This window comes from Pseudomonas pseudonitroreducens, assembly GCF_021603645.1.
Lineage (GTDB): Bacteria > Pseudomonadota > Gammaproteobacteria > Pseudomonadales > Pseudomonadaceae > Pseudomonas > Pseudomonas pseudonitroreducens.
In genome coordinates this window covers 669,553-683,447 of record NZ_BQHJ01000001.1, presented here as the reverse complement: position 1 = coordinate 683,447, position 13,895 = coordinate 669,553, and the positions used below count along the sequence as shown (strand labels likewise).

Genomic DNA, 13,895 nt, shown 5'->3' with positions numbered 1-13,895 from the left:
CGGGCCTGCCGATCAGTTCAGGCTGTCGACCAGGGCCTTGGCGGGCACCAGGCGCACCGCCTTCTTCGCGGCGATCTCGATGCTCTTGCCGGTCTGCGGGTTACGGCCGGTGCGGGCTGCGCGCTCGCTGACCTTGAGCTTGCCGATACCCGGCAGGGTCAGCTCGCCGTCGTTCTCCAGGGCATCCTGGGTGATCTGCGCCAGTTGCTCGAACACACCGCGCACGGCGGCCTGGGTCAGGTCGAGGGATTCGGCGATATCGCGAACCAGTTGGTCCTTGGTCATGGGCATGGAATGACTCCTTGATGCGTTGATCTTGATTCTTTGGTTGGAAGAAAGCGTGTCAGGCGCTGAGGCCATGCTCGGCCAGCAGCTTGATCAGCTGCTCTTCGTCCATTACGGCGACGCCGAGTTCCTGGGCCTTGGCCAATTTCGATCCCGCCCCGGGCCCTGCGACAACGCAATGGGTCTTGGCCGAGACGGAGCCGGCCACCTTGGCGCCCAGGCTTTCGAGTTTTTCCTTGGCGATATCGCGGCTCATGGCCTCCAGGGTGCCGGTCAGCACCCAGGTCTGGCCGGCCAGCGGTAGACCTTCGACGACTTTGCGCTCGCTACGCCAATGCATGCCGAACTCAGACAATTGGGCTTCGACGGCCTTGGCGCGCTCTACCCGAGCTGCATCGGAAAAATATTCGCGCACGGACTGCTTGGCCTTCTCGTTGACTCCTTTCAGCGTACTGAGGTCCAGCCAGTCCTGGCTGAGGGCGACCAGCGCATCGAGGCTGCCGGTCTTGTCGGCCAGCTTCTCGGCACCGGTGGCGGCGATGAAGGGAATGTTCAGCTTGTCGATGAAACCCGCCAGAGTGGCAACGGCAGCGAACTCGGCGGAGACCTCGCCCTCCTCCTGCAGCTCGATGCCACGCTCCAGCAACTGGGCGATGATCTCGCGGTTATGCTCATCGCCAAAGAAGTTGTGAATCTCGTAGGCGACCTCGCCGCCGACATCCGGCAGGTACGTCAGCACTTCCGGCAGCGCCTTCTGGATCCGCGCCAGGGAGCCCAGTGAGCGTGCCAGCAGCTTGGCGGTCTCCTCGCCCACGTCAGGGATGCCCAGGGCGAAGACGAAACGTGCCAACGCCGGTTTGCGGCTATCCGCGATGGCGGCGAGCAGGTTGCGCGTGGAAACTTCGGCGAAGCCTTCCAGCTCGATGACCTGTTCGAAGGTCAGGGTGTAGAGGTCCGCCGGCGATTTCACCAGGCCCTTGTCCACCAGTTGCTCGACGATCTTGTCGCCGAGGCCGTCGATATCCATGGCGCGGCGCGAAACGAAGTGAATGATCGCCTGCTTGAGCTGCGCCTGGCAGAACAGCCGGCCGACGCAACGATAGATGGCGCCTTCGCTGACCGACTCCTTACCCTTGCTGCGCTTGACCAGCTGGGTGCGCTCGACCTGCGAGCCGCACACCGGGCACTGGGTGGGAATTGCCACCGGGCGGGCATCCGCCGGACGGCGCTCGGTGACGACCTGCATGACCTGCGGGATCACGTCGCCGGCCCGGCGGATGATCACGGTGTCGCCGATCATCAGCCCCAGGCGGGCAACCTCGTCCATGTTGTGCAGCGTGGCGTTGGACACGGTCACGCCAGCCACCTGTACCGGCTTCAGGCGCGCTACGGGCGTTACCGCGCCGGTGCGACCGACCTGGAATTCCACGTCGAGCAGCTCGGTGAGCTCTTCCCGTGCCGGGAATTTATGCGCGATGGCCCAGCGCGGCTCGCGGGCGCGGAAGCCCAGCTCACGCTGGAAGTCGATGCGGTTGACCTTGAACACCACGCCATCGATCTCATAGGCCAGGCTGTCGCGACGATTGCCGATGTCTTCGTAATAGGCGCGGCAACCCTCGACGCCCTTGGCCAGCTTCAACTCTCGGCTGATCGGGATGCCCCAGCCCTTGAGGGCTTCGAGGATATCCACCTGGGTAGCGGGCAGCGTGCCGCCCTCGACACGACCGAAACCGTAGCAACAGAACTCCAGCGGGCGGCTCGCGGTAATCTTCGAATCCAGTTGGCGCAGGCTGCCGGCAGCAGCATTGCGCGGGTTGGCGAAGGTCTTGCCACCGGCTTCCATCTGCCGCTCGTTGAGCGCCTCGAAACCGGCCTTGGACATGAACACCTCGCCACGCACCTCCAGCACCGCCGGCCAGCCGCCGCCTTTCAGACGCAGCGGCACGTTGCGGATGGTGCGCACGTTGACGCTGATGTCCTCGCCAGTGGTGCCGTCGCCGCGGGTAGCGCCGCGAACCAGCACGCCATTTTCATACAGCAGGCTGACCGCCAGGCCATCGAGCTTGGGCTCACAGCTGTACTCCACCTCGGCACCGCCGCCGAACAGGTCGGAGGAAGGCAACTGGTCGGCCAGACCTTCACGCACGCGGCGGTCGAAGTCGTTGAGGTCCTGCTCCTCGAAGGCGTTGCCCAGGCTGAGCATCGGTACTTCGTGGCGCACCTCGCCGAAAGCCGAGGCTGCCGCACCACCAACGCGCTGGGTCGGCGACTCCGGGGTGATCAGTTCGGGATGTTCGCTTTCCAGCGCCTTCAGTTCGCGAAACAGACGGTCGTACTCGGCATCCGGCACGCTCGGCTCGTCAAGCACGTAGTAGCGGTAATTGTGATCGTCGAGTTCGCTGCGCAGCTGGGCGATGCGTTCGGCAGCGGATTGGGAGTCGGTCATGCGGGAATCTCGGGCGGCAAGGGGTTGCGGCTAGAAATGCGAAGCCCCAAGGGTCGCTTGGGGCTTTTTGTGCAGCGTGCGGAAAGCTTAGCGCTTCTGGGTCAGTGCGCGCCGCTCGAAATCGATGATGCGCTGACGGTAATGCTCGATGGTCTGCGCAGTCATCACGCTGCGCTGCTCATCCTTCAGCTCGCCATTGAGCTCCTGGGCCAGCTTGCGGGCGGCGGCGATCATTACGTCGAACGCCTGCTTGGGGTGACGCGGGCCGGGCAAGCCGAGGAAGAAGCTCACGGCGCGGGTGCTGAACTGGTCGATGTTGTCCAGATCGAAGGTGCCCGGCTTGACCGCGTTGGCCATGGAGAACAGCACTTCACCGTTGCCCGCCATGCTCTCGTGGCGATGGAAGATGTCCATCTCGCCATAGCGCAGGCCGCTTTCAAGAATATTCTGCAGCAGCGCCGGACCCTTGAAGCCATTCTCGTCGCGGCTGATGACATTGATGATCAGCACTTCCTCGACCGGAGCCTGGGACGCGGAAGTGGCACCCGTGGGGGCGGCAGGAGCTGCACGCTCCTTGTCCTTGCGGCGTTCCTTCTTCGGCTTTTCCTTCTCCTGCGGCGCTTCTTCGTCCAGCGGGTTGGGGAAATCCTCTTCGTCCAGCGGGCCGAGCAGGTTCGGTGCCGGGTCGTCCAGATTCAGGTCGCCCTGGCGCGGCTCGCCGCGGCGCTTGCCGCGCGACTCCTTGGCGCTGACCTTGGGCAGGTCTTCCTCGTCCAGTTCCGGCTCGCGGTGTTCGACCACCCGGGAAGGCCCGAGCAGTTCAGGAGTGCTTTCATCCCCGTCATCGGGCTGGTTGGCAAACTGGCGATCCAGTTTGAACCGCAACTTGCCCTTGCCACCCCGCATGCGACGCCAGCCGTCGAACAGAATGCCGGCGATCACGATAAGCCCAATGACGATCAGCCATTCGCGCAGACCGATATCCATCTAATCCCGTAGCCCCTGAACAAAAAATGATGATGAAGAAAAGGACATCCTATCCCTTGAAAACGTGGAGCCAACTTCATGTTCTGACTGATGTTTTCCACGCGATACAGAAGTGGACGTTAAGCTAACACGCTCTCACATAACTTTACACTGTCTATGGCGACACTCAGCCGCACTCTTTGCAACTTTTCATAGCGGCTGCCGCTTGCGCATTGAAAGTGCAGCCTACCCCAATCAAATCAATGCTTTAGGTTTGAAACAAAGCATCTGGCCAGCATAGCGCAAGTTCGCTTGGGCGATCACGCTTCAGCCAGCGCAACGGCCTCTTCCACATCCACCGCCACCAACCGCGAACAACCCGGTTCGTGCATGGTCACGCCCATCAACTGGTCGGCCATCTCCATGGCGATCTTGTTGTGGGTGATATAGATGAACTGCACTTTCTCCGACATCTCTTTCACCAGTCGCGCATAACGGCCGACGTTGGCATCGTCCAGCGGCGCGTCGACTTCGTCGAGCATGCAGAACGGTGCCGGGTTCAGCTGGAAGATTGCAAACACCAGCGCCAGAGCGGTCAGGGCTTTCTCGCCACCGGACAGAAGATGGATGGTGCTGTTCTTCTTCCCCGGCGGCCGCGCCATGATCGCCACCCCGGTATCGAGTAAATCCTCGCCGGTAAGTTCCAGATAGGCGTGACCGCCGCCGAAAACCTTGGGGAATAATGCCTGAAGGCCAGCATTGATCTGGTCGAAGGTTTCCTTGAAGCGGTTGCGGGTTTCCTTGTCGATCTTGCGAATGACGTTTTCCAGGGTATCCAGCGCTTCCACCAGGTCGTCGTTCTGGTCGTCGAGGTAGCGTTTGCGCTCGGATTGCTGCTGGTATTCCTCGATCGCCGCGAGGTTGATCGGCCCCAGGCGCCCGATGCGCGCAGCCAGCTCTTCCAGGCGGGTTTCCCAGATTTTCTCGGCGGCATCATGGGGCAAGGTGCCCAGCACGCCATGCAGGTCGTAACCGTCCTCGTGGAGCTGCTCCTGGAGTGACTTGCGACGCACGTTCAAGGCCTGCCAGTCCATGCGCTGCTGCTCCAGCTGACCGCGCAGCAGTTGCGACTGCTGCTCGGCCTGGGTGCGGCGCTTTTCGGCATCACGCAGTTGGCGGTCGGCGTCTTCCAGCGCCAGCCGCGCGTGCTTGAGCTCATCCTCGACAGCCATGCGCCGGTCGAGCAGTTCCTCCAGGCGCATGCGCAGCTCTTCCAGCGGCGCGGCGCCCTCCTCCAGGTTGAGGTTGAGTTGTTCGCAACGCTCGACCAGGCGCACGGCCTGGCTGTCCAGGCGCTCCAGCGCCTGGCGGGTGGATTCGTGCTGGGCGCGCAGGGAACCAACGCGCACAGCCAACTGATGGGCTTGATCCTTGTGCTGGCGGGACTCCTGGCGGATGCGGTCGAGCTTCTCGCGCATGCCGTCGCGTTCGGCGAGCAGCGACTCACGGCGCTCGGTGTCTACCGCCATGGCGTCCAGCGCTTCCTGCAGGCTCAGCCGGGCTTCGCCCAGTTGCTCCTGCTCGATGGCGTGCTGCTCGGCGAGCTCGGCCAGTTCTTCGTCCAGACGACGGCGGCGCAGGGTCAGTTGCTCGACCTTGGCCTGCTGCGCCGACAGTTGCGCTTTCAGCTCGCCCTGGCGTCGACCTTCGTCCTGCAGGCGGCGACGCACCTGGTCGCGGCCCTCCTCGGCCTGACGCTGTTCATCACGCAGGCGCGCCAGCTGTTCGTCGATCTCGGCAAGGCGCTGCTCCAGCGTCTCGCGCTCGGCGTATAGCCGCTCCAGTTCCTGGCCTCGCGCCAGCACGCCGCCGTCGGCGGATTCGCCACGGCGCACGCGCAGGAAGTTGCGGCCGACCCAATAGCCATCACGGCTGACCAGGCTTTCGCCATCGCCCAGCGAAGCGCGCTGGGCCAGCGCCTGATCCAGGCTTTCGACCGGACGCACGCGGCCCAGCCAGTAGCTCAGGTCGACATTGGTCTCGACCTTGTCCAGCAGGCTGCCGGGACGGGAAACGGCGCCGGCAGCCAGATCGAGCAGGCGCAGCTCACCCTTCTCCAGTGCGTCGAACGGCAACCCTTTCACATCATCCAGCAGTACGCCGTGCAGGTCGGCGCCGAGCACGGTTTCTACCGCCAGCTCCCAGCCTGCCTGTACCCGCAGGCCTTCGGCAAGGCGCGGGCGCTGTTCCAGCCCTTGCTGACGCAGCCATTGCGCGGTGCCATCGCCCGGATCCAGCGCGGCCTGCTGCAGCGCCTCCAGCGAGGCGATGCGGCCATTCAGGCGCTGCAGCTCGCCCTGCGCCTGGTGCTGCGCGGCGGTGCTTTCCTGCAGCGACTGGCGCACACGCTCCAGGCGCTCGGCCAGTTCCTGCTCTTCGATCTGCGACTCTTCCAGCAGCAACTCGATGGCGGCAACCTGCTCGCCCAGCTCGAGGATCGCCGCATCTTCCGGGTCAGCAGCCAGTTGCGTGCGCTCGTCGCTCAGGCGGCGCTGGCGCTCGGCCTGGCGTTCGAGGCTCTGCTCCAGGTGCTGGATGCGTGACTGCTGTACCTCGGCTTCGCGGCGCGGTTCTGCGCTCTGCTGGTTGAAGGCATCCCAGCGCTGCTGCCAGTCGTGCATGCGCTGCTCGGCCTCTTCCAGGCCAACGGTGGCCTCTTCGGCGGCGGCAGCGCTGATTTCCTGCTCCGGGGCCAGGCGCTCCAGCTCTTCTGCCAGGGTGGCGAGCAGGGTGCGGTCGTGGCCCAGGTGGGATTCGGTTTCCTGGCGGGTTTTCTCCGCCTCGCGCAGGTCGTCCTGCAACTGGCGCAGGCGCTGCTGGCCATGCTGAATGCTCTGCTCGACACGGGCGATATCGCCGCCCACGGAATAGAAGCGGCCCTGCACCTGGTTGAAGGTTTCCGACAGCTCATGGTGGCCATCACGCAACCGTTCGATACTCGCGTCGGCGCTGCGCTGCTCGGCCACCAGCGCCTCGAAGGCCACCTCCTGGTCGCCGATCACCTTCTCCTTCTGCCCGACCTGCTCGTTCAGGTCGCGCCAGCGCAGGGCGCCGAGCTGGGCCTTGAGGGTGCGTTCCTCGGCCTTGAATTCCTGGTACTTCTCCGCCGACTGGGCCTGGCGGTGCAGGCGCTCCAGCTGACGCTCCAGCTCTTCGCGCAGGTCGGTCAGGCGCGCGAGGTTTTCCTGGGTGCGGCGGATGCGGTTCTCGGTTTCGCGGCGGCGCTCCTTGTACTTGGAGATGCCGGCGGCTTCCTCGATGAAGTTGCGCAGGTCCTCGGGCTTGGCTTCGATCAGCTTGGAGATCATGCCCTGCTCGATGATCGAGTAGCTGCGCGGCCCAAGGCCGGTGCCGAGGAAGATGTCGGTGATGTCACGACGCCGGCACTTGGTGCCATTGAGGAAATAGGTGTTCTGGCCGTCGCGGGTCACACGGCGGCGAATGGAAATCTCGGCGTAGCTGGCGTACTCGCCCAGCAAGGTCTGGTCGGAGTTGTCGAACACCAGTTCGATGGATGCCTGGGTCACCGGCTTGCGTGTGTTGGAGCCGTTGAAGATGACGTCGGTCATCGACTCGCCGCGGAGGTTCTTCGCCGAGCTTTCACCCATCACCCAGCGAACGGCGTCGATGATGTTGGACTTGCCACAACCATTGGGACCGACCACGGCCGCCATGTTGCTCGGGAAATTGACCGTCGTCGGGTCGACGAAGGACTTGAAGCCCGCCAGCTTGATGCACTTGAGCCGCATGCGCCGTCTTCCCCCTTTTCTTCTGATTAGCGAGCTTGTCGTTCAGCCAGTGCGGCCAGGACCAATTGGCTGTTGTGCCGACCGTAGTCGAGCAGCACCTCACGGATACCCGCCTCGTCGCGCCCCACCACCGCGCGAAGCAGGCTTTCGAAGCTGCCGATGAACTGGCTCATCTCGCCTTTGCGACGCTCCAGGGCCAGATGATAGGTGCGGCTGATGGCCGGCAGGAGATTTTCCACGGTCTCCTGCAGGTAGGGGTTGGCGGCGAACGGGAAGGCGGCACGCATGATGTCGAAGCTGGACTCGACGAAGGCGTTGATGTCGCCACGTTCGAGGTTCTCCAGCAGGCGCTGCTGGATCGCCATGAAGGGCGCCAGGTCGGTTTCGTCGTGCCAGGTCCGGGCCACGCTGCTGGCGAGCATGATGTACAGCTCCATCACCAGCGAATAGAGGCTTTCCACATGCGCGGCGGACAGCTCGGAGACTTGTGCTCCACGGCGCGGCAGGATCACCACAAGGTGACGGCGTTCCAGGATCAGCAACGCCTCGCGAACCGAACCGCGGCTGACGTTGAGGGTCTGGGTGACCTTCTGCTCCTGGATACGTTCGCGCTCCTTGAGTTCGCCCCGGATGATGCGCTCGGCAAGGTGATGCGCGATCTGCTCAGCCAGGCTGTCCGGGGCCTTGAACGTCATGGTTGTCCTTAAGAATCGGGGCGCTTTCGAGGGGGATGCTGCGGGGGCGAAGTGTAACACAGGGTGTTACCTCGCCATCCCCCGCCCGGGAGGGACGACAGAACGAAGGTTGGTGCGTCCATCGGGGTGAATTGGCGCAGGATTGTCCGACAATCCTACACAAGAGACGTATCGGGAGTCGTCCATGTTCGCCTTGTTCCTTTCCCCTGCCTGGATGTTGCGTCTCAAGAAAGCCGGTTACTGGATCTGGCTGGTGCCGGTCTTCGGTATTCCGGTCAGCTATTGGTGGTCGTTCGGCAGCGAGTACCCCAATGCCTGGGCCTGGCTGGTGATTACCGTGGTGTTCGGGGTGATCCCGCTGCTGGACTTCGTGGTTGGCCGCGATCCCGCCAACCCCGACGAAGTGCAAGAGGTCCCGCCCATGGAGCGCGAAGGCTACTACCGCTTCCTCAGCCTGATGACCGTGCCGCTACTGCTGGGCATGCTGGTCTACGGCGGCTGGGTATTGGCCACCTACGACGCCTGGAACTGGGTCGGCCAGTTGGGCTGGATTCTCTCGGTCGGCACGGTGATGGGGGCCATCGGCATCACCGTCTCCCACGAGCTGATCCACAAGGACCCGGAGCTGGAGCAGAACGCCGGCGGCCTGTTGCTGGCAGCGGTGTGCTACGCGGGCTTCAAGGTGGAGCACGTGCGCGGCCACCATGTGCATGTTTCCACGCCGGAAGACGCTTCGTCCTCGCGCTACGGCCAGAGCCTCTACGCCTTCCTGCCCCACGCCTACAAGCACAACTTCCTGAATGCCTGGAAGCTCGAGAAAGAGCGCCTCAAGCGCAAGGGCCTGCCGGCGCTGCACTGGCGCAACGAACTGATCTGGTGGTACGTGATCAGCGCGCTGTTCCTGGCCGGTTTCAGCGTCGCCTTCGGCTGGATCGGCGCGGTCTACTTCATCGGCCAATCGGTGATGGCCTTCACCCTGCTGGAGATCGTCAACTACGTCGAGCACTACGGCCTGCACCGTCGCCGCCTGGACACCGGGCGCTACGAGCGAACCACCCACGAGCACTCCTGGAACAGCAACTTCCTGCTGACCAACCTGTTCCTCTTCCACCTGCAGCGCCATTCCGACCACCACGCCAATGCCAAGCGCCGCTACCAGGTGCTGCGGCACTTCGACGAAAGCCCGCAACTGCCCAATGGCTATGCCGGAATGATCGTCCTGGCGCTGTTCCCACCGCTCTGGCGCGCAGTGATGGACCGCCGGGTACGCGCCTACTACGCCGGCGAGGAATACCAGCTGAGCGCCACCCAGCAAGCCTGATCGACGAGTTCCACGCCTTGGCGGCAAGCCCTACCCCGGCTTGCCGCCTTTTTTCTTTCCGCCGCCCTGCATCGGGCCGCTCTTCGTAGGATGGCGTGGAGCGCAGCGATACCCATCATTACCGCGCGAAGACAGCATGGGTATCGCTCAGGCTCCACCCATCCTACCGACCTGGCGCGGTGCAGACCGGTCATTGCGGCGGTTCGCGAGCAAGCTCGCTCCTACGAAAAGCCAAGCCCTCCCCGCCACTTGTCATCCCGGAAAAACTTTCTGACCTTTAGGACAGAAATTTTATTGACTCAAAAGTCAGCTTTCCATAAATTCGCCATCCAGTGCCCTACCAAAAACAAGAATCAGCCTGGAGGCAAGCCTTGATCAGGTTCCTGCTCAATCGCGAGCTGCGCGTCGAAGACCGCCTCGATCCCAATCTCACCGTGCTCAACTACCTGCGCCAGACCCTGGGCAAGACCGGCACCAAGGAGGGTTGCGCCTCCGGTGACTGCGGCGCCTGCACCGTGGTGGTCGGCGAGCTGGTCGGTGAAGAAGGTGCCGAGCGCATCCGCTACCGCACCCTCAACTCCTGTCTCACCTTCGTTTCCTCGTTGCACGGCAAGCAGCTGATCAGCGTCGACGACCTGAAACACCGTGGCGAACTGCACGGCGTGCAGCAGGCCATGGTCGACTGCCACGGCTCGCAGTGCGGCTTCTGCACCCCCGGCTTCGTCATGTCGCTGTTTGCCCTGCAGAAGAACAGCGCCGGCGAGAACGCCGAGGAGCGCAAGGCCGAAGCCCATGAAGCGCTGGCCGGCAACCTGTGCCGCTGCACCGGCTACCGCCCGATCCTCGACGCTGCCGAACAGTCCTGCTGCCAGAAGCAGCCCGACCAGTTCGACGTCGCCCAGCCGGAAATCATCGCCCAGCTCAAGGCCATCGCGCCCAGCGAAACCGCCGAGCTGAACAGCGGCGACAAGCGCTGCCTGCTGCCGCTGACCATCGCCGACCTGGCCGACATCTACACCGCCAACCCGCAGGCGCGCCTGCTGGCCGGCGGCACCGACCTGGCCCTGGAAGTCACCCAGTTCCACCGCGAACTGCCGGTGATGATCTACGTCGGCCACGTCGAGGAAATGAAGCGCGTCGAGGTCTTCGACGACCGCATCGAGATCGGCGCGGCGACTCCGCTGACCGACTGCTATGAAGCGCTTTCCCGCGACTACCCGGACTTCGGTGAGCTGCTGCACCGCTTCGCCTCGCTGCAGATCCGCAACCAGGGCACCCTGGGCGGCAACATCGGCAACGCCTCCCCCATCGGCGACTCGCCGCCGCTGCTGATTGCCCTCGGCGCCCGCCTGGTGCTGCGCAAGGGCGCCGAGCGCCGCGAACTGCCGATCGATGAATATTTCATCGACTACAAGGTCACCGCGCGCCAGGAGGGCGAGTTCATCGAGCAGGTGATCATTCCGCGCCCGCAGGCCAGCCAGGCGTTCCGCGCCTACAAGGTCTCCAAGCGCCTGGACGACGACATCTCCGCCGTGTGCGCGGCCTTCAGCGTCACCGTCGAGAACTGCAGGATCACCGCCGTGCGCACCGGCTTCGGCGGCATGGCGGCGATTCCGAAGCGCGCCAAGGCCTGCGAGGCCGCGCTGCTCGGCCAGACCTTCAACAGCGCCACCTTCGAACGCGCCGCACAGGCCCTGAGCGAAGATTTCGCGCCGCTCACCGACTTCCGTGCGAGCAAGGAATACCGCCTGCTCACCGCGCAGAACCTGCTGCGCAAGTGCTTCCTGGAACTGGAAGCCCCTCAGGCCGTGACCCGGGTGACCCACTATGCATAAGCCCCAGAAAAGCCAGGAAGAACTGGCCGCACTGTTCCGCGCCGACCTGACCACCGGCGTCGGCCGCAGCGTCAAGCACGAGAGCGCGCCCAAGCACGTCAGCGGCGAAGCGCAGTACATCGACGACCGCCTGGAATTCCCCAACCAGTTGCACGTCTACGCCCGCATGAGCGACCGCGCCCACGCGCGCATCACCCGGCTGGACGTCAGCCCCTGCTACCAGTTCCCCGGCGTCGCCATCGCCATCACCAAGGATGACGTGCCCGGCCAGCTGGACATCGGCCCGGTGGTCGCCGGCGATCCGCTACTGGCGGACGGCAAGGTCGAGTACGTCGGCCAGATGGTCATCGCCGTCGCCGCCGACAGTCTGGAAACCGCGCGCAAGGCCGCCATGGCCGCGATCATCGAGTACGAGGACCTGGAACCGGTGCTCGACGTGGTCGAGGCGCTGCGCAAGAAGCACTTCGTGCTCGACAGCCACCAGCACAAGATCGGCGACTCCGAGGCCAAGCTGGCCACCGCGCCGAACCGCATCCAGGGCACCCTGCACATCGGCGGCCAGGAACACTTCTACCTGGAGACGCAGATTTCCTCGGTGATGCCCACCGAAGACGGCGGCGTGATCGTCTACACCTCCACGCAGAACCCCACCGAAGTACAGAAGCTGGTGGCCGAAGTGCTGGGCATCTCCTTCAACAAGGTGGTCATCGACATGCGCCGCATGGGTGGCGGCTTCGGCGGCAAGGAAACCCAGGCCGCTGCACCGGCCTGCCTGTGCGCGGTGATCGCGCGCCTCACCGGCCGTCCGACGAAGATGCGCCTGCCGCGCGTCGAAGACATGCAGATGACCGGCAAGCGCCACCCCTTCTACGTCGAATACGACGTGGGCTTCGAGGATGACGGCCTGCTGCACGGCATCAACATCGAGCTGGCCGGCAACTGCGGCTACTCGCCAGACCTCTCCGGCTCCATCGTCGACCGCGCGATGTTCCACTCGGACAACGCCTACTTCCTCGGCAACGCCACAGTGAACGGTCACCGCTGCAAGACCAACACCGCGTCGAACACCGCCTACCGCGGTTTCGGTGGCCCGCAGGGGATGGTCGCCATCGAGGAGATCATGGACGCCGTCGCGCGCCATCTGGGCAAGGACCCGCTGGAAGTGCGCAAGCGCAACTACTACGGCAAGGACGAGCGCAACGTCACCCACTATTACCAGCAGGTGGAACACAACCTGCTGGAGGAAATGACCGAGGAACTGGAAGCCAGCGCCGAGTACGCCAAGCGCCGCGCCGAAATCCGCGCCTTCAACGCCAGCAGCCCGGTGCTGAAGAAGGGCCTGTCGCTGACCCCGGTAAAATTCGGCATCAGCTTCACCGCCACCTTCCTCAACCAGGCCGGCGCGCTGATCCACATCTACACCGACGGCAGCATCCACCTGAACCACGGCGGCACCGAGATGGGCCAGGGGCTGAACACCAAGGTCGCCCAGGTGGTGGCCGAGGTCTTCCAGGTCGATATCGACCGCGTGCAGATCACCGCGACCAACACCGACAAGGTGCCGAACACCTCGCCGACCGCCGCCTCCTCCGGCGCCGACCTGAACGGCAAGGCCGCGCAGAACGCCGCCGAGATCATTCGCCAGCGCCTGGTGGAATTCGCCGCCAGGCACTGGAAGGTGACCGAGGAGGACGTCGAGTTCCGCAACAACCAGGTGCGCGTGCGCGACCTGATCCTGCCGTTCGAGGAGCTGATCCAGCAGGCCTACTTCGGCCAGGTGTCGCTCTCCTCCACCGGTTTCTACCGTACGCCGAAGATCTTCTACGACCGCAGCAAGGCCCGCGGCCGGCCGTTCTACTACTTCGCCTATGGCGTGTCCTGCTCGGAGGTGATCGTCGACACCCTCACCGGCGAGTACAAGATGCTGCGCAGCGACATCCTCCACGACGTCGGCGCCTCGCTGAACCCGGCCATCGACATCGGCCAGGTGGAAGGCGGCTTCGTCCAGGGCATGGGCTGGCTGACCATGGAAGAGCTGGTCTGGAACGCCAAGGGCAAGCTGATGACCAACGGCCCGGCGAGCTACAAGATTCCGGCCATCGCCGACATGCCCATCGACCTGCGGGTGAAGCTGGTGGAAAACCGCAAGAACCCGGAGCAGACGGTGTTCCACTCCAAGGCTGTCGGTGAGCCGCCGTTCATGCTGGGCATCTCGGTGTTCTGCGCGATCAAGGACGCCGTGGCCAGCCTGGCCGACTATCGCGCCCAGCCGCAGATCGACGCTCCGGCCACTCCCGAGCGCGTGCTCTGGGGCGTGGAGCAGATGCGCAAGCTGAAACTGGCTCAGGCCGAGAAAGCACCGGCTCAGGTCGAGCCGGCGTGATCTGACCATGGGGCACCGCTGGCAGGGAGAGACGTCCCCACTTCCGTCCTCCGCCCTGCCAGCGGTACCCCACCCAATAGAGAGCCGTAGGAGCGGACTCTGTCCGCGATAGGCCCGCATCGCGCTGGATGCCATCGCGGACAAAGTCCGCTCCT

8 protein-coding genes are annotated in these 13,895 nt (G+C 64.3%); 3 read left to right on the top strand and 5 right to left on the bottom strand.

Annotated features, from left to right (window positions below; all coding sequences use genetic code 11):
• Positions 1 to 12: 12 nt before the first annotated feature.
• The 5 genes from L6D89_RS03180 to L6D89_RS03160 all read right to left on the bottom strand — a co-directional run bounded on the left by L6D89_RS03180 (position 13) and on the right by L6D89_RS03160 (position 8,201).
• Complete coding sequence (locus L6D89_RS03180; RefSeq protein WP_275094667.1) at positions 13 to 360, bottom strand: HU family DNA-binding protein; 348 nt, start codon at positions 358 to 360, stop codon at positions 13 to 15.
• On the bottom strand, positions 344 to 2,731 hold the full coding sequence (gene ligA / locus L6D89_RS03175) for an NAD-dependent DNA ligase LigA (protein WP_236198716.1): 2,388 nt from the start codon (positions 2,729 to 2,731) through the stop codon (positions 344 to 346). The genes L6D89_RS03180 and ligA overlap by 17 nt, the downstream gene beginning before the upstream one ends.
• 87 nt (positions 2,732 to 2,818) lie before the next feature.
• Entirely contained in the window at positions 2,819 to 3,718 is a 900-nt protein-coding gene (zipA, locus tag L6D89_RS03170) for a cell division protein ZipA (protein ID WP_236198715.1), read from the bottom strand.
• Between the two features lie 299 nt (positions 3,719 to 4,017).
• Positions 4,018 to 7,506: a chromosome segregation protein SMC gene (smc, locus tag L6D89_RS03165; protein WP_236198714.1), complete on the bottom strand. Its 3,489-nt coding sequence runs from the start codon at positions 7,504 to 7,506 to the stop codon at positions 4,018 to 4,020.
• Positions 7,507 to 7,532: 26 nt separating this feature from the next.
• The gene (locus tag L6D89_RS03160; protein WP_236170753.1) at positions 7,533 to 8,201 is read right to left on the bottom strand and encodes a GntR family transcriptional regulator; all 669 of its coding nucleotides are present in this window, start codon (positions 8,199 to 8,201) and stop codon (positions 7,533 to 7,535) included.
• Between the two features lie 184 nt (positions 8,202 to 8,385).
• Between L6D89_RS03160 and L6D89_RS03155 the strand changes: the two genes are divergently transcribed.
• The 3 genes from L6D89_RS03155 to xdhB all read left to right on the top strand — a co-directional run bounded on the left by L6D89_RS03155 (position 8,386) and on the right by xdhB (position 13,740).
• A complete protein-coding gene (locus L6D89_RS03155) occupies positions 8,386 to 9,522 on the top strand; it encodes an alkane 1-monooxygenase (protein WP_236198713.1) in 1,137 nt (378 codons plus the stop codon).
• 371 nt (positions 9,523 to 9,893) lie between these two features.
• Positions 9,894 to 11,357 (top strand): xanthine dehydrogenase small subunit, encoded by a 1,464-nt coding sequence (xdhA, locus tag L6D89_RS03150; RefSeq protein ID WP_236198712.1) that lies wholly within the window; start codon positions 9,894 to 9,896, stop codon positions 11,355 to 11,357.
• Entirely contained in the window at positions 11,350 to 13,740 is a 2,391-nt protein-coding gene (gene xdhB, locus L6D89_RS03145; RefSeq protein WP_236198711.1) for a xanthine dehydrogenase molybdopterin binding subunit, read from the top strand. The genes xdhA and xdhB overlap by 8 nt, the downstream gene beginning before the upstream one ends.
• The last annotated feature ends 155 nt before the right edge of the window (positions 13,741 to 13,895 follow it).